Genomic DNA, 22741 nt, shown 5'->3' with positions numbered 1-22741 from the left:
TCGGGCCGCTGCCTCCGCGTCATGGAAGGCCACACGGAACGCGTCGGGAGCGTCTGCTGGAGCCCTGATGGACGCCGCGTCCATTCTGCTGCGGGGAATGGTGTCATGCGCATTTGGAATATCCGGCTGGAGATGGAGTCCATCGATTCATCTGCCCGACCATCGCAAAGAGGTGAGGTTGAGTACACGAATGCCAAAGTCCTGCTCGTAGGAGACACGAGCGCGGGGAAGACAGGCCTGGCCCATCACCTGGCGACTGGAAGGTGGCGGCCAAGCGATGGGTCAACGGTCGGCGCCTGGTCGACTCAGTGGCGGCTCTCGACAAATTCCAGCGAGGCAGAAGTTGAACGAGAGGTCTGGCTGTGGGATTTTGGAGGCCAATCGGATCAGCGATTGATTCACCAACTGCACATGGATCGAGCGGCGCTGATACTGCTGCTGTTCGATGCGGACAAAGAGGATGTGCTTCCAGGGTTGCGCGACTGGCAGATGGCACTGCGCCGATGCAAAGATCCCGATACGCCTCAGTTCCTGGTGGCCGGGCGAATCGATGCGGGCTTCAAGGCAAGCAGAGCGAAATTGAGCAAATTCGCGAGGGAATGCGGTTTTCAATACTTCGAAACAAGTGCCAAGGAAGGGAGCGGCTGCAAGGAGCTGAGCGAGGCAATTCGGACGGACATTCCCTGGGACAAGTTGGCAAAGCGCACATCGCCCGTCATTTACAAGATGATCAAAGATGAGATCCTGGCACTGCGGGATGAAGGGGAGGCGCTTCTTACCTTCAAGGAACTGCGCAACTTGCTCCAGAAACGGTTGCCGACGGAAAGGCAATTCGATGATGAGACATTACGGACTGTCATCGGGCTTTTGGACAGTCCGGGTGTGGTCAAGGAGTTGGATTACGGAACTTACATCCTCCTGAAACCGGAGTGGGTGAGCGTCTATGCCCAGGCAGTTATCCGCACTCTGCGGCAGGATCCGACCGAGTTGGGCTGCCTGCCCCTGCGGAGCATTTCCAAGGGGAAACTCGTGTTTCAAACTGTGCAGCGCGATGGTGAGATCGAAGAGATCAAACGTCTCCCGGAGGCCGAGGAACGAGTCGTTCTGCGCGAGATGGAAAGACAGTTGGAGGAGCGGGGCCTTTGTCTGCGTCAGGGCGACAAACTGGTCTTTCCAAGCCACTGCGGTCGCGATCGCCCCGCGATCCAGAAGTACCCATCGGTGTTCGTCACGTATCGCGTGAAGGGCTATCTGGATGAAATCTACGCAACGCTCGTCGTGAAGCTCTCAGAATGCGAATCCTTCGAGTTGAGCCAGTTATGGCGCGACGCGGCGGACTTCCAGACTCTGGCGGGCAAACACCACATGGGTGTCAAGCTGACTCGCGATGCGGTCGACCACGGAGACATTAGTATTTACTTCGCGAAGGGCGTTACAATCCAGGAGCAGGTGATCTTCGCAAAATACATCCACGCGCACCTGAAGAGGCGCACGGAAAGCGTGAAAAGGCTGCGCCATTACGTTTGCCCCCATTGCCACGCCCCCAAAGGCAATCCTGAAATCCTGATGAAGAAGCTGCGCTCGAAGAAGAAGCAGGCAACTGTCGAGTGCGATCTATGCGATAAGCGGTTCCCTCTTTGGGATGACCTGGAGCGCCTGTTCGCTGACGATGATCTGTGCAGACAAGTCGAAGACTTGGAGAAGATGAATGCCGAGCGTCTGGATACTCGGAGAAAGGGCAAGTTGCTCGTTCTGGAGGTCGGGGCCCGCATTACGAGTGCCGATCAAAAGTGCTTTGAGATTCCCGGGACGGAGGACGAGGGCATCGATATGGAGCTCGAGTTCACCGATGATGATGGAAAAGGCACGGGAAAACGACTGTACCTGCAACTGAAATCCGGGAACTCCCATCTGGAGAGGCACGCGGATGGGAAGGAGTACTTCCGGATCAAGAAGCAGGCTTGGGTCAAGTACTGGCTGAAACAGCCATCGCCCGTGATGCTTGTCATTGGAACGTTTGCGGAGACTGATGGCCGTTTCCCCGCAAGAGACAAATTCGAATTCGACCAAGTGCGATGGATGGATATCAGCAGTTACCTTCAAGACGCAAGTGAGGGGGGAAAGAAGAGGGTCGACAAGATCGAATTCAAAGGCGAGTTACTCGACATGACCAGCATCCGCCGTTGGCAAAGACGTATGCTCTCTGGCGAACAGTGAGAACGCATGGATCGTGATTTGCCGGAGAGACTTCCCCGCCGAATCCATCAATTGGACCGTCGCCCCGGAGCCGGGTCTGCACCATTCTCCTTGCCTTCCCACCGGGGGGCGGGGGTTAATATGACCGAGGGAGTATGGCAGTGCTCTGCGCGCCGGGGTTGCGTCCCCGCGCCGGAGATGCAGACTGGACCAGGTTTCCTCGCTCGGCCGCAGAATTGAAAGCCGGGCTGGCAAGACAAGCGTAGAAGATTGATATTACGGGGTTTCGCGCCGCGCCATTGCGCCGCAAAGACTAGGCCGCAGGTCGGATCGGCAGCGTCCCCTCATTCGAGACAAAGGATTCTCAATACAAAAGGTTTATGCAGAAAAAGGTCATCATTAATCGTGGGGACTGCGATGTCCGGGTCGCCTTCCTCGAAGATAACAAACTCGTCGAATTCCACCGGGAAAGCCTCACCACCAAGTCGATCGTCGGGAATATCTATCGCGGAATTGTCCGCGATGTCGTGCCCGGTTTGCAGGCCGCGTTCGTTGACATCGGCCTGGAACGTAACGTCTTCCTTCACTTCATGGACATCCGCCCGGAGTCCCTGGTGATGCTGGAGGAGGACCTGGACGAGGCGCTGCAGGAGGCCTCGAAGAAGGTCTTCCCCGGCCGCATCGTTTCGAAGGGCCGCCGCCCGAGACCTGATCCCAAGAACCCAAACGCCGAAGCGCCCGTGAAGAAGGGCGACGTGATCGCGGTCCAGGTCGTGAAGGACGGGATCAGCGACAAGGCGCCGCGCGTCTCGACGAACCTGGCGATTGCGGGCCGGTACGTCGTTCTGCTGCCCTTCCCGGGCCAGAGCGGCGGCGTCTCGCGCCGGATTGCGCTGGGGCAGGAGCGCTTCAAGCTGAAGAAGCTGCTGCACTCGCTGAAGTCCGAGCAGTTCTCGCTGATCATGCGAACCGCCGGCCTGGGTGCCGATGAGGAAGATATCAGCGACGACGTCGATATGCTGCGCGACGGATGGGATGCGATCGTCCAGAGATTCCGTTCGCTGAGCAACCCCGGGCTCGTTCACAGCGATCACGATATCATCCCGCGGCTGGTCCGCGATGCCTTCCGCCCGGATATCGACGAGATTCATGTCGATGATGCGGAGTATTCGGAAGAGCTGCGCGATACGCTGTCGCGGCAGTTGCGCAAGCTGGTCGACAAGGTCGAGCATTACGACGATCCGGAGCCGATTTTCGAGCGGTTCCTGATCGAGCACCAACTGCAGAAGGCGCTGAACCGCAAGGTCTGGCTAAAGTCCGGCGGCTACCTGATTATCGAGGAAACGGAGGCGCTGACGGCGATCGACGTCAACTCCGGCCGCTTCACGGGCACGAAGGACCTGGAGAAAACGGCGCTGCGGACGAACATGGAGGCCTGCGAGGCCATCGCCCAGCAGATTCGCCTGCGCGACATCGGCGGCATCATCGTGATCGACTTCATTGACATGATGTCGCGCGACAACCAGTCGAAGGTCTGTGACGAGTTCGCCACGGCCATGAAGCCGGACCGAGCCAAGAGCACTGTCGGCCGGATCGGCGATTTCGGCCTGATGATGCTGACTCGCAAGCGCAAGTACCAGTCGCTGCAGAAGCAGGTCTTCGACGCCTGCCCGTACTGCCGCGGCGAGGGCCATGTGTTGCGCCTGGATGAAGTCTGGCGGCGGATGAAGAACGATTTGCTGCTGATGATGAACGAGGCGGACAAGTACAGCGCCGTCGTCGTGTCCTGTGAGACGTCGATGGCAGAGAGGTTGCAGGGCGAGTTCGCCCCGTACCTCAGCGAGGTCATGAACGGACGCGGGGTGGAGATCATCCTGCGCGCCGACACGCGCCTGCATCGCGAGGATTATCAACTGACCGGCGTGGAGCGTCCGTCGCACCCGGCGGTGGCGTTGCCTGAGATGCGCGTTCACGAGCAGGAAACGGTGACGGCATCGATTCCGTACGAAGAAAAACCGGAGCCGTCTCTGCCGCGCCGGGAGCGCAAGCAGGACAAGCCTTCGCAGGAAGAAATCCGCCGCCGCGACAAGAAGGAATACGAGAAGTCGGTCGAGCAAACAAAGGACCTGGAGCGCCGCGCCCGCGAGGAGCAGAAGCAGCGCAAGAAGGATGAACCACGCGAAGAGCCGACAGCGGAAGAGCCGAAGGCTGAATCCTCCGAGCAGGATCAGCAGCAGGAATCGCGCAGCCGCCGGAAGCGGACACGTCGTGGCAAGCGCGGCGGTCGCCGCCGCCAGGAGCAGGAAGGCCAGCAGGCCGAACAATCAGGCGAAGAAACATCGGAGCAGTCGGAGGAAAAGGCCAAGGAGGCGCCGGCTGAGTCGGCGACTCCTGCCGTCCAAGGACGCCGCCAGCGTCCGCCGCGGCCGCCACGCGGGGAGCAGAAGGCTCAAGAGTCGAAGTCTGACGAGCCGAAAGCCGCGGATACACCAAAGCCGCCCGCCGAAGCTACCCCGCGCAAGAGCGGAATCCAGATCGTTTCGAGCTGGGGTTCGTCGAAGCCAAGCGAGGCTCGCGCGCAGGAAAAGCCGGCTCCGAAGCCCGCGCCAAGCCCCGAGGCCGAAGAGCAGCCGAAGCGAAAAGGCATCGAAATCGTCGGTTCGTGGGGCAGCAAGTCGCGTCACGAGGCCGAGAAGGAAGCTCCGAAACCGGCCGCCGAAGCGAAGTCGGAAGAGCCGACGAAGGCCGAAGAGCAGAAGCCGAAGCGCCGTGGCCGCGGACGTCGTCGGGGACGGAAGGAAGAGGCCCCAACAACCGCAACTGCCCCGCCGGAACCGACTCCCGAACCGGCCAAGCCGGAGGCGGAGAAGAAACCTGCTCGACGCCGTGCCAGGAAATCCGCCAAGAAGGCGGCAGCGGCTGCGGAGGAGAAGTCCACCGCTCCTGCGCAAGTAGCCGAGGAAACAAAAGCAGCCAAGAAGGCCACAAAGAAGTCTGCGGCGAAGAAGGCAGCGAAGAAATCCGCCAAGAAGGCGGCCAAGAAAGCTGCAAAAACAGCCGCAAAGAAGAGCGTGAAGAAGTCCGCTGCCAAGAAGACGGTGAAGAAGGCCGCGGCGAAGAAAGCCACCAAGAAATCAAGTGCCAAGAAGGCGGCCAAGAAGGCCGCGAAGACCAAGAAGGAGTAACAGCCCATGCCAACACCGCAACACGCCAAGGAAATCGCTCGGGATATCGATTCCAAGCGCATGCATGATTCACTGGGAATGGAAGTCGCCTTCTGGACCGGCGCGGTCGTTTCGGCAATCGCGTTCCTGGCCCTGGTCTTCACTTGGATCATGCGCAACTGACTGCAGAGCGCGACGGGATGGGTTCGCTGCCGGTCCCTCGTGCATGCCCAGGCAAGTCTCTTTTGATCTCGAGGGCGGCGATTCGTCGCCGCTCTTGTTTGTCAGGCCCAGCACGCGCCCCGAGCGGCGCACTTCTCACCCGACGAGTTTCCCATGTGTGGTATCACCGGATTCGTCTACGCCGATCTTGAGCGCCCCGCGGAGCGCGAAGTTCTGGCGAAGATGAATGGGGAGATCGTGCATCGCGGTCCGGATGCCGATGGATTTCACCTGGCCGGCAACGTCGGACTCGCAATGCGCCGGCTCTCGATCATCGACCTGTCCGGCGGCGATCAACCTATCTACAATGAAGATCGCACGATCGCCGTGGTCTTCAATGGCGAGATCTACAACTTCGTCGAATTGCGCGATGAACTGGAGGCCCTCGGCCACCAGTTTGCCACATCGACCGACACGGAAGTTCTGGCACACGGCTACGAGGAGTGGGGGCCGGAGAGCCTGAGCGAACGCCTGAACGGGATGTTTGCGTTTGCGATCTGGGATTCGGTGCGCGGAGTGCTCGTCCTGGCGCGCGATCGGATGGGCAAGAAGCCGCTGCATTACTGCTATCGACCGGGAATCGGGCTGATCTTCGGCAGTGAAATCAAGTCGCTGCTGCTGCACCCTGAGGTGCCCCAAGACATCGATCACAAGTCGCTGTGGCATTACCTGTCCCTGCAGGCCACGCCAGAGCCGCGGTCGGCCTTTGAGGCGATTCGCAAGCTGCCGCCCGGGCACATGATGAAGTGGATGCCGAGCCGAGGGCGCACGCCGGCGGTGGCGAGATACTGGCACCCGAGTTTCGAGCCCAAATGGAAGGGCACCGAGGACGAACTCGCTGAGCAACTACGTGACGTTGTCACGAAATCCGTTCGGCGCCGATTGATTTCGGACGTTCCGCTCGGTGCGTTCCTGAGCGGTGGCATCGATAGTTCGATCATCGTCGGCTTGATGGCTGCGGAATCGGATGCGCCGGTACGGACGTTCACGATCGGCTTCGAAGAGAAGCGATTCAGTGAAGCGCAGCATGCGCGGCGTGTGGCGAAGCATTTCGGTACCGAGCACGTCGAAGAGACGGTGCGCTGGGATGTTGAGGAGACCCTTCCGAAGATTGTCGATGCGGTCGATGAGCCCTTCGCGGACCCGGCAGCGCTGCCGACGTATCATCTTTCCCGCATCACGCGCCAACATGTGACCGTTGCCCTCAATGGGGACGGAGGCGACGAGACGCACGCGGGTTATCAGCGCCATCTCCTTGATCAGATGACGTGGCCGATCAACTGGCTGACTCGATCGGGTGCATCGCGTCCTGCCGCTGCAACATGGCGAGCCCTGTCGCGCGTCGTTCCCATTCGGACGGACATTCCGCCGGAGCGCAACTGGGCCCTGGGCATTCGTCGATTGGCACAGGTGATGGAGGTCGGCCCCGAGGCGAGTCTGCTCCGCTGGTCGAGCTACTTCAGCGAACGGACGAAGCGCGCGCTGGCGACGCCGGAATTCCGACGCCTTTCGGGTGCGCCGAGCACAGCGCACCTGCATCGCCGGATCTTTCAGAAGAGCCGCACGAAGAACGCGTTGGATGCAACGCTCGCGACGGACTTCCCGCTGTATCTGGCGTCTGTGCTGCTGGTGAAGGCGGATCGCATGACGATGGCGCATTCGCTGGAGGGCCGTTCGCCGTTCCTGGATTCGGAGCACGTCGACTTCGCCACAAAGCTGCCGGCGGATCTGAAGCTTCACGGCCGCACGCATAAGTACCTGCTGAAACGCGCGTTTTCGAAGCTCTTGCCACCGGAGATCACGGCTCGGCCAAAGCAGGGCTTTGCCATCCCGGTCGGGGAATGGCTGCGCGGACCTTTGAAGCCGATGCTGCGCGACACGCTGCTTTCACAGACGGCTCGTGATCGCGGGCTGTTCCGGCCACGCGAAGTCCAACGCCTTATCCGCGAGCACCAGGCAGGGCGCGATGATCACGGCAAGCGACTGTGGGCGTTGCTGATGCTGGAGCTTTGGTTTCAACGGCGCGTGGATGGATAGCGCGCAGAGTCGAATGCTTACGTATAGTCCCCGTCTTCCTCAATGGCCGGTGTTTCCGCGGCCTGGCGATTCAGATAGCTTTCCAGGAAGGTCCTGGCTTCCTCGGCGTGCTCATCTTCGACGAAGATCTCCGTCCCCCAACTGATACGGAAGATCCCACCGCCATCGGCGTGGGCCTCAAAAACGGAGAATCCTTCGTCTTGAAGCACGCTGCGAATCAAATCGGCGAATTCAGGCTGCTCGGACGTGTAGACCAGGGTGTAGCCTTCGGGATGACTTTGGGTCATGGGGCGGTACCTCCTGTGACAGGATGGTTTCTTCCACGACTTCAGAATGTCATAGGAGTTCCTGTGAGGCAAGGGAAGTTGGGGCCCTCGGGGATAAAGGCTTTAGCTGAAATGGCAGATTTGGACCGTGTGCGCGGGGGGATTCGCCCTTGCGGGCCGGTCTGCCGATAGGCCAGGAATCACCCCGCCGGGCGCGGGCGGCGAACCGGCAACTCTATGGCAAGAAGGACATCGACATGCATTTGATTCAGGCGATCAAAGCCTTTCTCCGCGTTTTCATTCACGGAGACCAGCAGGGCGTGGCTGCGGCGGAAGCTCCCCCGGCGACGGCTTTCCAGGGCTCGACGGCTCCGGCCATTCAGGTTCTTGGGCTATTGCAGAAGGAGGGGCGCCTTGTGGACTTCCTGATGGAGGATATCTCCTCGTTTTCCGATGCAGACGTGGGCGCGGCTGTGCGCCAGATCCACAGCGGCTGTCGCACGGTGCTCGACGAGCGCTTCAAACTGGAACGTGTTCTGCAGGATGACGAAGGCGCCGCGGTGGAAGTCCCCGCCGATTTCGACGCATCGGCGATCTCCGTCATTGGGAATGTCAGCGGCGAACCGCCATACAAGGGAACGCTGAACCATCGCGGCTGGCGCGCCGCAGAAACGCACCTCCCCACCGTGCCGGCAGATGCCGATCACACGATCGTCCACCCGGCGGAAGTGGAAGTGGTCTGAGCTTCTCACCTTTCTCGCAATCAGCGAAGAGGCGGTTGTGCTTATCGAACCGAGCACGATCGGGAGTTCTCAGTTGCCCTGACGACAGGAGGAATTCATGTCGGAACATTCGAAATATATCGTAGGAATCGATCTTGGAACCACGAACACGACGTTGTCGTTTGTTGATTCCGCCGAAATTGGGGACGCAGACGCGCAAGTACCGGTGCGTGAGTTTGCCGTTCCCCAGGTCGTAGCACCGGGCGCGGTCGAATCGCGACCAACGTTGCCATCGGCGATCTATGTGGCAGGCGGACAGGAATTGCCGCCGGACAGTCTCCATTTGCCGTGGCGAGCAGAAGCGAAAGTCGCGATCGGACAGTTTGCCCGCGAGCAAGGTGCGAAAATCCCGACGCGGTTGATTCACTCGAGCAAGTCGTGGCTGTGTCACGGCGGTGTGAATCGCGAGGGGCGCATCCTGCCGTGGCAAAGTCCGGAGGAAGAGGCCAAGCGCTCCCCCGCCGAAGTGGCAACGATGATCTTGAACCATTTGCGGGAAGCGTGGGATCACGCGGTCGCAAAGGGGGATGGAGACGTTGCGCTGGAGAACCAGGAGATCACGCTCTGCGTCCCGGCTTCGTTCGACGCAGGCGCACGCAACCTGACCGTCGCCGCGGCGGAGCGCGCCGGCTTCCAAAATCTGCATCTGCTGGAAGAGCCGCAGGCGGCCCTTTACTCGTGGATCGAGTGCGCTGGCCCGAAATGGCGCAAGCAAGTCAGCGTTGGCGACCTGGTTCTGGTAGTCGACGTAGGCGGCGGCACGACGGATTTCTCGTTGATCGCCGTGACCGAGGAAGATCGTGAGCTGCAATTGCGCCGCGTGGCCGTCGGCGAGCATATTCTGCTCGGCGGCGACAACATGGACCTGGCGCTGGCCTACGGCGTCGCGCAGAAGCTGCAGCAGGAGCGTGGGACAAAGCTCGATGCGTTCCAGATGGCGGCTCTGACGCAGCAATGCCGAATCGGCAAAGAGAAGTTGCTGTCCGATCCCAATGTCACGGAGCACGCGATTGCCTTGCTGGGCCGAGGCAGTTCGGTGATTGGTGGGACGATTCGCACGGAGCTGAAGCGCGAAGGTCTCGATGAGTTCTTGCTCAACGGGTTCTTCCCACACTGCGGCCTCAGCGATCAGCCGGCGCGTCAGCGACGTGTCGGATTCCGGGAAGCCGGCCTGCCGTACGCCCAGGACGCGGCGATCACGCGGCACCTGGCGGCGTTCCTGTCGCGGCATTCAGAGATGGTGGCGGAAGTCCTGCCCGAGTTGGCCAATGGTGGCGGCGCGATTCTGCCGACGGCGATTCTCTTCAACGGCGGCGTGTTCCGCGCGCAGCCGCTGCAGGATCGCGTGATGGAAGTCATCACGAACTGGAGCTGCGAGGCCGGGCGCGAGGCGCCGCGTGCATTGCACGGAACCGATCTCGATCTGGCCGTCTCTCGCGGAGCGGCGTATCTCGGTGTCGCCCGCCGTGGAAAAGGTATCCGCATTCGCGGCGGCAGCGCGCGCAGCTACTACGTCGGATTCGAAGCTCCGATGCCGGCTGTTCCAGGCATGGAGCCGCCGATCAAGCTCCTGTGCCTCGTCCCGCATGGCATGGAGGAAGGCACTACACGCGACATCTCCGGCGAACCGATGGACCTTTGCATGTGGACCGGCGAAGAGGTGGAGTTCCGCTTCTTCAGTTCCACAATGCGGCGCCAGGATCAGCCCGGCATGATCACGGATATGGATTCCGAGGACACGGAGGAACACAGCCCGATCGTCACGAAGCTGCCAGCGGATAGCGGGGACGGAGACGAGGGCCGTGCCGTCGAAGTGGACCTCCGCGCGCATCTGACGGAGATCGGCGTTCTGGAGCTGTGGTGTGTGGAACGCGGAACAGAGAATCGCTGGAAGCTCGAGTTCAATGTGCGCGAAAGCGACGCCGCCAGCGAGTAGAAGCGATCGCCCCAGGAAGACAACGAGAGCCCCGGACGGCATTGCCTGGTCCGGGGCTCTCTGCATTCCTGAAACCGCGAACGGCTTCGCCTAAATCACCGTACCATCCGGAATGGTCACGCCCTTCGGGATGATAATGATGCCGTCGCGGATGATGTAGTTGTCGCCCTCGGCTTCCTGGAGCCCCTTCTCGTTGATCAGCTTCACGCCTCGGCCGATGCGGGCGTTCTTGTCGACGATGCATCGCTTGATGACGGAGTCGGGACCGACGCCTAACGTCATCTTTCCATCCAGGTCGCGGGGCTCGTACCAGTCGCCTCCCATGACGATCGAGTCTTCGATCAGAGCCCCTTCCTGCACGCGCGTGCGCAGGCCGATGATCGAGTTGTTGATCGTCGCGCCTTCGATGTTGCTGCCTTCGGCGATGCGAGCGCGTCCGATATCGCAACGCGTGATGTTGATGTTCGGCAGGAAGCGTGGCCGCGTGAAGATCGGCCGGTGCGGATTCGAGAAGGAAAATGCGGGAGGCTCCTTCAACAAGTCCATGTGCGCATCGAAAAAGGCCTGGATTGTTCCAATATCTTCCCAGTAGCCGGGGAAGATGAATCCCTGCGTGCGATAGTTCTCGATCGCGTCGGGGATGATCTGCTTTCCGAAATCGACGTGATCGGTCTGAACCAGGTAACGTTCCAGCACGTCACGGTTGAAGACGTAGACGCCCATGGAAGCCAGGAATGTATCGCCAGGAGGCGAGTCGGATCCGAATTCCTTCAGCATCTGGGCGGGGGCCTCGATGCCGTTCATCGCGTCGCCCTTCGGCTTCTCGCGAAACTCGGTCACGGTGGTATCGGGAGCAAGTGCCATCAGCCCGAAGTGATGGGCGTTCTTGCGCTCGATCGTGTTGACGGCGATCGTAATCTCTGCGCCGCTCTCTCGGTGTTGCTTAATCAGCGGGCGATAGTCCATGTGGTACAGCGCATCGCCCGGCAGCACGAGGAACTGATCGATGTCCGTGAAGTCGCGGAGCGTCTGCCATTGCTGGCGAATGGCGTCGGCCGTTCCCTGGTACCAGCGACCGCCCTCCTCGCGCTGCTCGGCGGCGAGGATTTCAACGAACCCCCGCGAGAAAATGTCGAAGGTATAGGTCTGTGCGACATGGCGGTTCAGCGAACCGGAGAGATACTGCGTCAGTACGAAAATCTGTCGCAGGTTGCTGTTGATGCTATTGGAAATCGCGACGTCGATCAGACGGTACTTGCCGGCCAGCGGGACGGCGGGTTTGGCGCGGTACTTCGTCAGTGGGAAAAGGCGCGAACCGGCACCTCCGCCAAGAATCACAGTTAATGTACGGCGCATGGGGGGAGACTCCTTCCCGGGAAGCTCGGATGCATTACCGGTGTAACCAATCCGGATCGAAGGCGCAAGCCCGCTCCGGTGGCATTCTTAATCGTTGCGAGGATCATTCCTGAGAAGCCGGCGAATCCCAAATGAGGAACATGTGAGCGACGATCCGATCCGGCTCGCGGTCTCGATACGGCGCGACCAGTTCATCCGGCGCCTCCCCCAGTCCCCAGTACTCGGTGGCGCTAAGAACAACCGTGGAATCGCCTTGGCCGAGGGGCTTCAGATCGATGCCGTAGTATTCCGGATCGGGAGCGAAGACGGCTCCTTGTGCGCCCTGCAGATAGTCCAGCACGCTCAGGCTCTGTCCCCAATCCAGGTTGGAATCGACGGCAAGGTTGTAGGGCTCGGCAGGCAATGTGGCGGCATTAAAAAAGCCGATGCCGCGGCCGACATTCGCGAGCGGGAAGATTGCCAGAACGATCAAAACGACCATGGCCGGGCGACTCCACCGGGTTCGCAGAATCGATTCGACACCAACTCCGGCCAGGCAGAGCAGGAACGGGACGACGGGAAGAAGATAGCGCCACGCGATGGTGCTCTTCGATGTCCAGATAAACAGAAAGAACATCGCGGCATAGAAGAACGGCCAAAGGCGCCGGATGTGGGCTTCGAGTCGACGCCGGGAGAAACGGCTGGCGGCGGCAAGAAGCCAGAGCTTTCCTACGATCGCGGCGAGCAGAATTGCGAGTGGAGTCTTGATTGCCAGGATCGCAGGGAAGAAGAGCCGTGTGCCCTCCGGATAGATCCGGCCGAACAGCATCGTTGGCCGGCCCAGCGCGGCGACCTCGCGAATGCGCATCATGCCGACGGTCGCCGAGGGCATCGGAATTCGGCGTTCGGTCAGGAGGTGTGCCGTGCTTTCCTGAACGTGGCGCGCCTGCAGCACTTGTTCGAAAGTGCGTTCGGGATTGCGATTCCCGCCCTCCCACGAGTCCGCGAAAGTCCCCACCTCGAATCCGTAGATCGCCCAAAGGCAGAGGAATGCCAGTGCAGGCACGACGACGATCGACCGCAACAAGTTCCTCGCCGCAGACGAAGGGCGTCCGGCGAAGTGAATGGCAAAACGCACGGCGAGGATCGGCCCGAGCAGCACGGCGGAGAACTTGGTACCGATGGCGACGGCCAAGAGGATTGCGAACAGGGCCCAACTCCCCCACCGGCCTCGGCGCAGGGCGTGCTCGAATGCGAGGACCGCGCCGAAGATCGTAACGGCGCCCAGAACGTCTAATGTTGCGAGCGTGGAATGCCCGAGAAAGTTTGGCTCAATAAATGCCGCGGCGACGGCCGCAAGAGCCGCCCGTGCAGAAACCGATCGTGCCAGCCAGCAGAACATCAGCCACAAAAGAAGCGAAGACACGACGAGCACGGCGAGTCGCCCAAGGCCGAGCAGCAACTGCAACCGTTCCGGCGATTGGTGAAAGAGAATGGCCTGGCCGAGTTCGTAGTGATCGTGCGTGTGCCACGCTTCTGCATACGCGGCGCGATCGGGCAGTTGCTCGCCAGCAAGCACCCATGGAAGCGACAGCACGAGTTTCCCGAGCGGTGGATTCTGGGTCTCGAATTCGAAGAGTCCCTCGCGCCAGGCGGCAATGCCGCCGGCCGTGAAATCCGGCTCATCGATCGTAACGGTTTGCGAGAAGGCCAACCAGCATCCGAATGCGAACCGCAGGACGATCAGGCCGATCGCCCAAATCCGCAAATCGCGATGCGGGGCCGCGGCAGGAAGCGCAGGCCAGAAGAAACTCAATCGCTTGTGGGGCGATGCCATGAATCCACCTACGTGCCCGGAGGCGGCTGAGGTGGGGGACCTTCTTTGCCGCCGGCGATCCAGGCACGGCGACGTTCGAAGTACTCGCGTTTTAGATCGAGATCTCGGCGTTCAGAAGCCGCCTGCAGACTCTTCTGGTAATCCTGGGCCTCTTCCTTCTCCTCATCCGGCAACTGAACGACTCGCCCGTTTTCATCCACGGGACTGCCAGTCGTATCCTCCATGGCCATCTTCAGCCGCAGCTTGATCTTCTGATCGTCGATGGTCTTGGCGTACTCAACGACGCGACGGCGAATCTCCGGGCGATTCGGACCGAGTTCGCGGAGCAGCTTCGTCGCTGACTGGCGCATCGCAGGATCCTTGTGTTCGAGGGCTTCGAACACCTTCTCCATGACAAGTTCTACCATGTAACCCGGTTGGCCCGGTCCGCCGTAATCGGCCAGCGCAGAGATCGCCGCGGACGCCACCATCGGATCCTTGTCGGCCAGGTTCTTCGCAATCGCATCGAGCGCATCGACAGATTTGATCTGCGCGAGTCGAACCAACGCCATAATCTTCGCCTGCGCGCGCTTGGCCGAGCCCTTGAAGAAGTGAGAAGCGGAGATCGCCTTGATCAGCTTCTTCACCTCGTCCGGATCGGCCTTCTCTGGCTTTCTGGATTCCGATTGCTCATCCGGGGCATCCGAACCGGCGTGTTCGGATGCGGTTCCCATCGGAGCACCCACAGTCTTGACGAGGAGTTCTTCGGCCTGCTTGCCAAAGCTCTTCACACGACCCATCTGCACCTGCTGTTGCAAGTTTTGAAGAGCCTTCTTTGCGTCGGGTGTACCAATATGGCCGAGAGACTCGACCAGCGAGCTGGTCACCATTTGCTTGGTGAGGGGTTTGCGGCGTTGCTCGGCGGGATCCCAATAGGTCTCCTTTTGCGTCGGCAACTCGCGTTCCTCGTCGTGCATCGAGGCGGTCAGAAGCATCTTCTGAAGCACCTGAACCGAGCGGGGATCGTGAATCTCCTCGAGGATCTCTGCCGCGGCCATCATCGCACCGCTATACCGCGCCGACTGGCGCTCCAGTCCTGCATAAAGGTGATCGGGATCCTGCGTGCCGATGTTCTTGAGCGCCTTCATGATCGGATTGCGCGCACCAAGGAAGTTGTCCGCCCGATCCTCGCCGCGAGTCATCTCGGTCGACTGATCCGGCACCCACAACGCATCCACCAGACGATCGATGGCCCATCGCCGCTGTGCATCGGACAGGACGTCGGGGCGCGCCGAGAGAACCTGCATGACCGCCTCGTTGGAGAGCTTGATGTTGTCGCGCGGCATCATGGAAAGCGTCTTCGAGACGATGTGCCGGCGAACCTTGTCATCGGTTCTTGGCGAACGAACGATTCGGCCCAGCCCGGCGAGAAGACGCTCGGCTTCGCGCATGGCGGCGGGGTCGATGACGCGTTTTGTCGTCAGGGTCTTGAGCTCGTTCAGCATCAGGTCCGCCGATTCCGGCGAAGCCAAATTCGCGAGCGCCGTGGCGAGTTCGGAGCGCAGATGTTTGTAGCTTCGGCGCTGCCACAGGTCCGCCAGGAAGGGAGCGTAGTCATCGCAACGAATGGCGCCCATGAACTCGATCACCTGGCCGGCGTAGCGCGTCTCCAACTGATCCTCGGCCCACTGGCCGTAGAGCTGTGTGAAAAATGGATTCTCGCCCAGCGATGAGAAGACCAGCGCGATGGTCTTTCTGGCCCGGAAGCCCAACTCGGTGTAGCTTCGACCTTCAACACCGGATGCCGCAGCGGCGTACGCAAGCTCCTTCGGCGTGAAATCCACGAGCAACAAGGTCGCATCGACGAGCAGATCCGTCTCGCGCTTCATGATCGGAACGCGCAGGATCGAGCGGAAGATATCGCCAACATCGCGAAGGTTCTCTTCCGAGGGATCGCCCATCTCGTTTCGCGGCGGCATCAACTGCATGATGTCGACCTGGGTCGAGCGCAGCGTCTGCGTCCACTGGTTCTCAATGTTGTCGACCTGGGTTGCCATCATCCGCGAATGGCGATCGTCCTTTGCTTCCTGCATTTCAGAGACAAGCCGATGCGTGACGCCATAGGCCTCGGGGTCCTTCGCGACAAGCTTCAGGAGGTGATCGGCTTCCTTCGGATGGTTCAGGCAGGTGCCGAGAACGTTGCCGACGTAGAGAGCGCGCTGGCGGAGTTCGTCATCGCCGCCGCGGACTGGACGGCAAAGCGCTTCAACATTGCCGAGGGCCTCGTTCCAGTTCTTGCTGCGGACGAAGTCGCGCAGCTCGCGCGCCATGCGTTCCTCGTAGCAGGAGCGCAGCCTGGGCTCCCACTGTTCCGTCATCTTGATCAAGCGGCCGACGGCTTTGCCGACGAGGCCGCCCGCCTCTGGGCCGAGCTTCTGCTCCGCCAGGCCGATGAACTCGTGAACCGGGTCTGAAATCAGGTCGCGATAGACCTGGCCGACAGCCTTGGCGATCTCAATCGCCGTCTCGCGAACCGGCGCCTCCCCGATCTGAATCCACTTCTGAGCGGTCACGAGGGCGCTCTGCGCGTCGCCGCGGCGAAGGAACCCAATCAGTTGGTCGTGAAACTCAGACATCGTCGGAAGCAGCCCCGGCCAAGTTAGCAAGTCTTCAAAATGCTGCCCCAGGGTGGAAGAGTCACCCGTTTGAGATCAACCGTGTTTTGCTCAGTAGTTGCCAAAGGTCGCCGTCACGACCGGATCATCTCGCGGGCAACGAGTTCAAGGCGTTGGCGGAAGCTGTTGAAGCTGGGCATATCAATCCGGTCTGGATGTATCTCCTGGTTCATCACCATCTCGGCCAGATCGGAAGTCGATTTCCCCTTGGCGAGAAGGATCTCAGCAAGCTGCATCTTCGCCGAATTAGGGCTGTCATCATTGCCGGGGAGTGTCTCTTCCAATCGGTCGCAAAATGAGTAGGGAGAGTCTTCTTTGAGAGCGCAGATGAGCCAGGCTTCGCTCTTTGGCTTGGGAATCATCGGAACACCCCGATCGAACCCATCAGCCGCTTTGAAACCCAGTTCCATGGACTTGAGCTTCTGAGCGTATTCAGTTTCGGAGCTGGTGTGAGTGCCGTCAGCATCTCTGAATAACACAGCGCATACGGGACATCGGTCCTCCGCCTCCATCTCCCGGGCTGCTCGCGCAAGGGCGAGGGCATTCTTGAAGAAGAAGCGCGTCCCTGTGTCGGCTTTCTTGCCGGGGAGAGCAACGAACCGAAGTGACTTGGAGCGTCTGGAGCGTCTGGTCAGGTCCTGCTTTCGAAGCAGGCAGATTGATTCGAAAGCGAGGGGAGAGTAATCGACAATTGGCTCAAGCAATCGATCAATGATCGCCGCCATCGGGCCGATCTCGAATTGCTCCCCGCGGCAAGAGACCGAACTCCCGATGGCACACGTCCCGATGTCGGTTGCCCCCTCGCCGGAAACCAGCCACTTCATTCTCCATACCCCTCCGAGTCCTCTCGAACAAGAGAGTCCACCAAGTCGGAGACAGGTGTGTCAGCATAGACCTCACCAGGACCAAGCGCCTCAAGCTTGCGTCTTGTCTGGGGAAACGAGAAGTAGCGAACAGCTTTGGTATGTCCCAGATTATTCCGGTAGAGAAGATAGACTGCCTTCTCAGCGACCTCGTCCTCAAGGTAGTTCAGAATGAGCGGGCTGTGCGTCGTGACAATGACCTGCTTGCCCTGCTTACCTAGTTCTACCAGGAAGTCCATCAGCTTCTCGACAATTTCGGGATTCATACCGTTCTCGATCTCATCAATCAGTACGAAGCGATCTTCCGTGTAGGCCTGAGAGAGAATGGCTATCACACGCAGAAAGCCGTCGTTGATGTGCTCTGCGCCGATGCGGGCTTCATTGGGGTAGTGTTCCTGCAATTGGATCCCTTTCCACCCCCCGGCCGCTGATGTTTCAATGTCCCAGCTATCCATTGTGGGGTAAAAGCCTTGGAGCCTCTGGGTGAGTTCTTCTCGCTGATCATCCGAAAGCGATTCCAGAAAAACGGAGAGGTTCTCCCCCCCATATCCGATCTGCTCATCTCCACGCGCTCGGCTTCTGAGGATTGAGGGGGAAAGCAGCTCCAAAGCGCGGAGCCTGGTGAATACGGTCCGAAAGTCTCCTATGATCGGGTGAATTTCTGAGGTCTTGAGTTGCGAGATGACCGAGCCACCATATTCGAAGGGGATTTTGTAGTTGTGTTTCGAGCCTTCCCCCTCTACAGACTTCACCGAGAGGGTGCCACCCTCAACCTCCAGGTATTTGTCCCCTGTGCTCTTACAAACCAACTCCTCTTTCTGACACCGGTGTTGATCGCAGTCATATCTTGCATCCCAGACGACAACATCATCTGGGAGTTCGAGCTCGATATGGATTTCGATAGTATTGGAACGAACCCCCGAGAATGCACTGACGAAGCCGTCTCGTACCCATCGGCGCTTTGCAAGCCAAGCGAGTGGTTGCCCGGTGACCAGATGGGCCACGAAGTCCAGTGCCTGCAGAACGGTGGATTTCCCAGCTCCATTTAGCCCCACGAGACAAACCATGGGGCCCAGCCGATCTTTGTCAGGCGGCAGACTGAAGCCCGCCAGAGACTTGAAGTTCTTTATTTGGAACTTTGTGATCATACTGTGTTCCCTACCCTGTGTGCTTGATGAGCCCAGTCTCGACCTTCCGCTCGGAGAGACAACAGGAATCCGCCATTCGAGTGGATGGTGACGACATCCTGACTCAGATCATCTCTTCAGGGCCGTAACACCCTAATCATCTTCCCATTCGGCCGATTGGCGCCGGTAGATGGTCAAATCGGTGACGAAACCGACGATGGCGAAGAGGATTCCGGCGGCGACGGCGGATGTTCCGGGAACTAGCTGGCCGGGGTGGCGCGGAGGAATGCCGAAGAAGTCGATCTCGAGCTGGCGCGACCAGTCGTGAAACGCAGGGAAGAAGATGTCGAGCCCCCAGAGCCCGATGAACACGCCAAGAGCAGCGGCGCCGCTGAGGCGCGAGGTCCACGTGAATCGCAGGGAAGGTCGCTTCATGGCAAAGTGCGTCCTGAGGACACGGGACAATCTGTCCCAACCCGAAATGCATGTCACGCGAAGAATTGCTGCGGCGCATCATCGGTGTTTGAAGAGTCGCACTTATGCCAGATCTGGACAGTGATCGGAGTTGACAATCGGCGCTGAATTCCGCAGTGTAACAACAAATGAGGGAACGTGTTTTCGGGTGGCAATAAAGGCGCTTATGCCTGTGGTTCCAAGGGGTCGGCCTGGTGGGCGGAATTTTCCGCCGGGGCAAAAGGAGACCACCGGAATCGGTAAGGATCTGCTCGACCGACCGACCCCGTGCTCATGCAAATGTCCTGATAATGCAGGCGATATGACGTCGCGACGTGGACAGAAGCAGACTGGCAATACGAACTGATGTAGTGGGCCCGGAACTTGCCTTTGTAGGCTCCGAACAAAGGATGTAACATCAGGGAAAGGTGGGTACCATGACTGGCAACTATTACCCGCAGTACGACAGAACTCCCTTACCCATCGACTTCAGCAAGTTCCCTTCACACATGCGCCCAACAAAGTCCCTGTGGAATCGCCGCGAGGTTCAGAAGCCGACGAATTCGCAATCAGAGACTGAGCAGTGGGACGATTACCTCGCCCAGTGCGAGGAGAGAGAAGTCTGAAACGCCATTCGAACGAGAGGTACTTCTTCAGGTTTCGAGAGCTTTGTGTGAAAAAACGTAGCGGCCTGCAGTAGGCAGCCGCGCAACATTTTGTGGGTCAGAGGCGCACCGTGTCACCTTCGAGGACAGTCCGGCGCCTCTGTTCCATTTAAGGGCGTCCCGCCTCACGGCGTGGCAATTGAAAGCAGTTCGAGTCGCTCGAGATAGATCCAGTCCTCTGTTGAGACATTGGGCCACGATGTGTCGGCCAGAATATCAAAGGAGGGACGGAGTGCCTGCCCCTCCCCCACCCCGGTCGGGAAGAAGCAGGAAAAGGTCCGCGGAGCACCCGGCGATGGAAGATGTGTCATCGCGCCCCCAGGGACAATTTCGGTGTACTGCGCGCCGCAGTACGAGGATTCGTTCAAGCGCAATCTCATGTAGGGCATCCGGTATAGTTCGCTGACATTGGTGCCGATCGTGAATCGGGCGAAGTACAGCCTGCCTGATTCTACTGCGACATCATCGGCGTTGGTGCTCCATGCTCCGAACTGCAGACCCTCCGTATCTGCGGCAGCCAGTCCCAGGCGGCCGCCCGCGGCATCGTAGGCGTGTTCGGACATGGCAAGCGGATCGAGCGCGAAGAACTCCCAACTTCCCTGGTCGATCTCAAAGTCATAAACTGCCTCAGTGCGCGCTCCATCAAGGAACGCCTGCTCGGTCGATTCGATGGTAAACGACTCCAATCGGGTCATCGCTGTCTGTGAATCCGCGGGATCGAAGTTCAGCATGTCGAAGGAGAAGCGGCACTCCGGCGCACCGACCGGCGGCATGAACGTCAGCGTGTAGTCGCGTCCCTCCGGCGTAGGCGAGAACTCCCCGCCTGCGCTTGATTCGATCACGAGCACATCGGCCTGCCGGAAATCGGCCATGTTGACGCGCACACGGACCTGAGGAACCAGCGCTGGATTTGTCTCGGTCGTGGAAATGTGTGCCGTTGCGCGAATGATCGTCTGGCCATCCAGGGAGTTGTCTGCGCTGACAGTGTGCGAGGGTAACTGGACAATGGGAGACTCCCAGGTGCCGAAGAGCTGCGAACTCTCAATCGCCGTCATCTCCAGAGGGGCTCGGCCAGTCTCCGAGAACACTGGGACGTCGAATTGATCGAGCCAGTTAGGTGTCCAGTCCTCGAGGGGAAGTCCTTTCTCAGGGGCAAAGAGCAGCGCCTTGGCTCCACCGATGCCAACAAGAAGAGATTCGCCGTCGGGCATTAGGACGAGCGCGTCCCGATGAACCATCTGATCTCCAAGATCAACGCGGTCTTCATCCTCGCCGGTTTGCGCGTCGATGATATGGATTGGTTCACCAATGCGGTTGAATGCGCAGGCGAGGCTGCTGCTATCCGGAGAAAATGTCGCTGCACTGAGTTCGGCCTCGAAGAGGTTGCTGATCCTGTAGAGCTCTGTGCCGGCGGGCCAGGAGAGCACCTGGTCTCCCAACAAGCAAAGTTGACCATCGGGAGAGAACTCGGTCGAAACGGCTCCGCCGCTCTGGATGTACTGTGCGCCGATATCCGCTGGGTAGAACTCGCCGCCCCCTGTTATGGAAGTGCCATCAGGGGTGAAAGCAACATCGGTGAAAATCCCAGGCGTAGACCAGAAGGAGAGGTTGCCCCGGTCCGGCGAGGCGGTCTTCTGGTTCGCATCGAGTACTGCAATGTCTCTGAAGCCGTATCCCACGCCGATCATCGATTCGTTCGGCGAGAAGATGGCTCGATGGACCCAGCCGGGAAGTTCAAACCGCTTCGTCTTCAAACCTGTGGCGATGTCCCATATCCGACAGGTGCTGTCCCATGATCCCGTCATCACTCGAGATGAATCCGCACTGAATTGGACAGAGGAAATCCAGTCGGTGTGTCCCTCGATTCGCTGGATCACTTCACCACTCGTCTGGTCATGTATGACGCCTCCGATAGCGATCATAGAGCCGTCAGGGGAAACAGCGATCGGATAGTCGGATCCCCAGAAGAGTTCAGTGCGCTCGCTGCCAGATGAATATGTCTCGATGGCCTCCAGATCGGAGGGGACAATTCTGCGCACCAACTCGCCATTTTCCAGGTTCCAGATATATGTCGCCAGGTCCAGTCCGCCGGCGATCAATCGCTTCTGGTTCGATGTGAATCGGAGAAATCTCGGTCCCTGCTCGGACGCCTGCGGGATGCTGAATGATCGAATCGTCGAAGCGCTGGCCCAATCGATGACTCGAACTTCCCCGTTTTCGAAGCCGAGTGCGACGAGCGAGCCATCTCGGGAGAGCGTCGCTCCCATGAGAGCTTCATCGTCGGCAATTGTGTATTCCCACTCCACAACAGAGGATGCGAAGTTGGTCAGACGAGCGTGCGATGAACTCCAATAGAGAAAGCGCGACTCATCACCATCGAAGACGATGAGTTGATTGTTGCCGGCTCCGAATGAACTGAAGCTGCTTGATTGAAGAATCTGCCCCGACTGGCTGTCCCAGATGACGTACTGAGTCAGCATTACGGCGTGAGTGCTATCCCAGTGGTTCCCAATACCCAGCACATAGCTCTCATTCGGAGAGAATGCGAAGCGGGAGAAGTGAGTCGGGTCGATGGGGTCTCGATCAGGATTCTCCAAGGTGATCAGAAGTTGATGCGTTGCCAGATCGTAGATCCCGGGCAACTGGGCCAATTGCAGAACAATCCGTTCACCGTCGGAGGAGAAGTCGGATGCGTCGCTCCGGTAGTATTCTCCCGTTTCCAAATCCCAAACCAATTGATTTGTCTCGATATCCCATACCCCTCCTCCTTGATAGTCGAGACAGCAAAGGTGTTTCTTGTCCGGGGAGATGCTGATATCGGCAAACGGCATGCCGGGGACTTCCAACTGGTTGGGTAGCTGATCTCCAGTCTGCACGTCGAAGAATGTCACTCGTCCCCACTCTCCCACGGCAAGGACATCGTTCACCTCTTCGAGATCGAAACCAATGTATCTTCCCTCACCATAGCTCATGGCTGGCTCCGGGAACAGAGGTCGCCGAGCCTCGACGGTACTGGTGGTGCTTATCAATCCCGCAAGAATCCCAACCCAAAGAATGTACTTCATGTTCCACCTCCTGACCCTCTTACTTCCTGATCGATTCAACTCTCTGCTACGCCCTTGAATAACTGGTGTCAATGACAAATATTTACTATTGTCAACTCCGTGGCTCCGGAGAAGTGCGTCGATCAGTGTGACCGGTCGG

The 22741-nt window shown here is 59.5% G+C and carries 14 protein-coding genes; 6 read left to right on the top strand and 8 right to left on the bottom strand.

The window, feature by feature from the left end:
• From KQI84_17440 to asnB, 4 genes are all read left to right on the top strand, one after another.
• A partial coding sequence (locus KQI84_17440) for a DUF4365 domain-containing protein (protein ID MCB2156663.1) occupies positions 1 to 2217 on the top strand: 2217 nt, incomplete at its 5' end.
• 359 nt (positions 2218 to 2576) lie between these two features.
• The gene (locus KQI84_17435; GenBank protein ID MCB2156662.1) at positions 2577 to 5381 is read left to right on the top strand and encodes an Rne/Rng family ribonuclease; all 2805 of its coding nucleotides are present in this window, start codon (positions 2577 to 2579) and stop codon (positions 5379 to 5381) included.
• Between the two features lie 6 nt (positions 5382 to 5387).
• Positions 5388 to 5543 carry a hypothetical protein gene (locus tag KQI84_17430; protein MCB2156661.1) on the top strand — a complete coding sequence of 52 codons (156 nt, stop codon included), beginning with the start codon at positions 5388 to 5390 and terminating at the stop codon, positions 5541 to 5543.
• A gap of 153 nt (positions 5544 to 5696) precedes the next feature.
• Positions 5697 to 7619 carry an asparagine synthase (glutamine-hydrolyzing) gene (gene asnB / locus KQI84_17425; GenBank protein ID MCB2156660.1) on the top strand — a complete coding sequence of 641 codons (1923 nt, stop codon included), beginning with the start codon at positions 5697 to 5699 and terminating at the stop codon, positions 7617 to 7619.
• A 17-nt stretch (positions 7620 to 7636) separates the two neighbouring features.
• Here the strand turns inward: asnB and KQI84_17420 are convergent, their stop codons facing one another.
• The gene (locus tag KQI84_17420; GenBank protein ID MCB2156659.1) at positions 7637 to 7906 is read right to left on the bottom strand and encodes a DUF2007 domain-containing protein; all 270 of its coding nucleotides are present in this window, start codon (positions 7904 to 7906) and stop codon (positions 7637 to 7639) included.
• 236 nt (positions 7907 to 8142) lie between these two features.
• Between KQI84_17420 and KQI84_17415 the strand changes: the two genes are divergently transcribed.
• Both KQI84_17415 and KQI84_17410 read left to right on the top strand, forming a co-directional pair.
• Positions 8143 to 8628: a DUF2760 domain-containing protein gene (locus tag KQI84_17415; GenBank protein MCB2156658.1), complete on the top strand. Its 486-nt coding sequence runs from the start codon at positions 8143 to 8145 to the stop codon at positions 8626 to 8628.
• A gap of 97 nt (positions 8629 to 8725) precedes the next feature.
• Positions 8726 to 10603 (top strand): Hsp70 family protein, encoded by a 1878-nt coding sequence (locus KQI84_17410; protein ID MCB2156657.1) that lies wholly within the window; start codon positions 8726 to 8728, stop codon positions 10601 to 10603.
• A 90-nt stretch (positions 10604 to 10693) separates the two neighbouring features.
• Here KQI84_17410 and KQI84_17405 read toward each other — a convergent pair whose 3' ends face one another.
• The 7 genes from KQI84_17405 to KQI84_17375 all read right to left on the bottom strand — a co-directional run bounded on the left by KQI84_17405 (position 10694) and on the right by KQI84_17375 (position 22602).
• The gene (locus KQI84_17405; protein MCB2156656.1) at positions 10694 to 11959 is read right to left on the bottom strand and encodes a glucose-1-phosphate adenylyltransferase; all 1266 of its coding nucleotides are present in this window, start codon (positions 11957 to 11959) and stop codon (positions 10694 to 10696) included.
• 103 nt (positions 11960 to 12062) lie between these two features.
• The gene (locus KQI84_17400) at positions 12063 to 13775 is read right to left on the bottom strand and encodes a glycosyltransferase family 39 protein (protein MCB2156655.1); all 1713 of its coding nucleotides are present in this window, start codon (positions 13773 to 13775) and stop codon (positions 12063 to 12065) included.
• 8 nt (positions 13776 to 13783) lie between these two features.
• Entirely contained in the window at positions 13784 to 16390 is a 2607-nt protein-coding gene (locus tag KQI84_17395; protein ID MCB2156654.1) for a hypothetical protein, read from the bottom strand.
• Between the two features lie 113 nt (positions 16391 to 16503).
• A complete protein-coding gene (locus KQI84_17390; GenBank protein MCB2156653.1) occupies positions 16504 to 16839 on the bottom strand; it encodes a hypothetical protein in 336 nt (111 codons plus the stop codon).
• A 410-nt stretch (positions 16840 to 17249) separates the two neighbouring features.
• On the bottom strand, positions 17250 to 18440 hold the full coding sequence (locus KQI84_17385; protein MCB2156652.1) for an AAA family ATPase: 1191 nt from the start codon (positions 18438 to 18440) through the stop codon (positions 17250 to 17252).
• A 132-nt stretch (positions 18441 to 18572) separates the two neighbouring features.
• Entirely contained in the window at positions 18573 to 18854 is a 282-nt protein-coding gene (locus KQI84_17380; GenBank protein MCB2156651.1) for a hypothetical protein, read from the bottom strand.
• Between the two features lie 808 nt (positions 18855 to 19662).
• Entirely contained in the window at positions 19663 to 22602 is a 2940-nt protein-coding gene (locus tag KQI84_17375) for a hypothetical protein (protein MCB2156650.1), read from the bottom strand.
• Positions 22603 to 22741 lie beyond the last annotated feature (139 nt).

The sequence above is a fragment of the bacterium genome (assembly GCA_020444065.1).
In the GTDB taxonomy this organism is placed as follows: Bacteria; Sumerlaeota; Sumerlaeia; order SLMS01; family JAHLLQ01; genus JAHLLQ01.
Note: the sequence above shows the minus strand (reverse complement) of the source record. Positions and strands in the feature narration are given on the sequence as shown.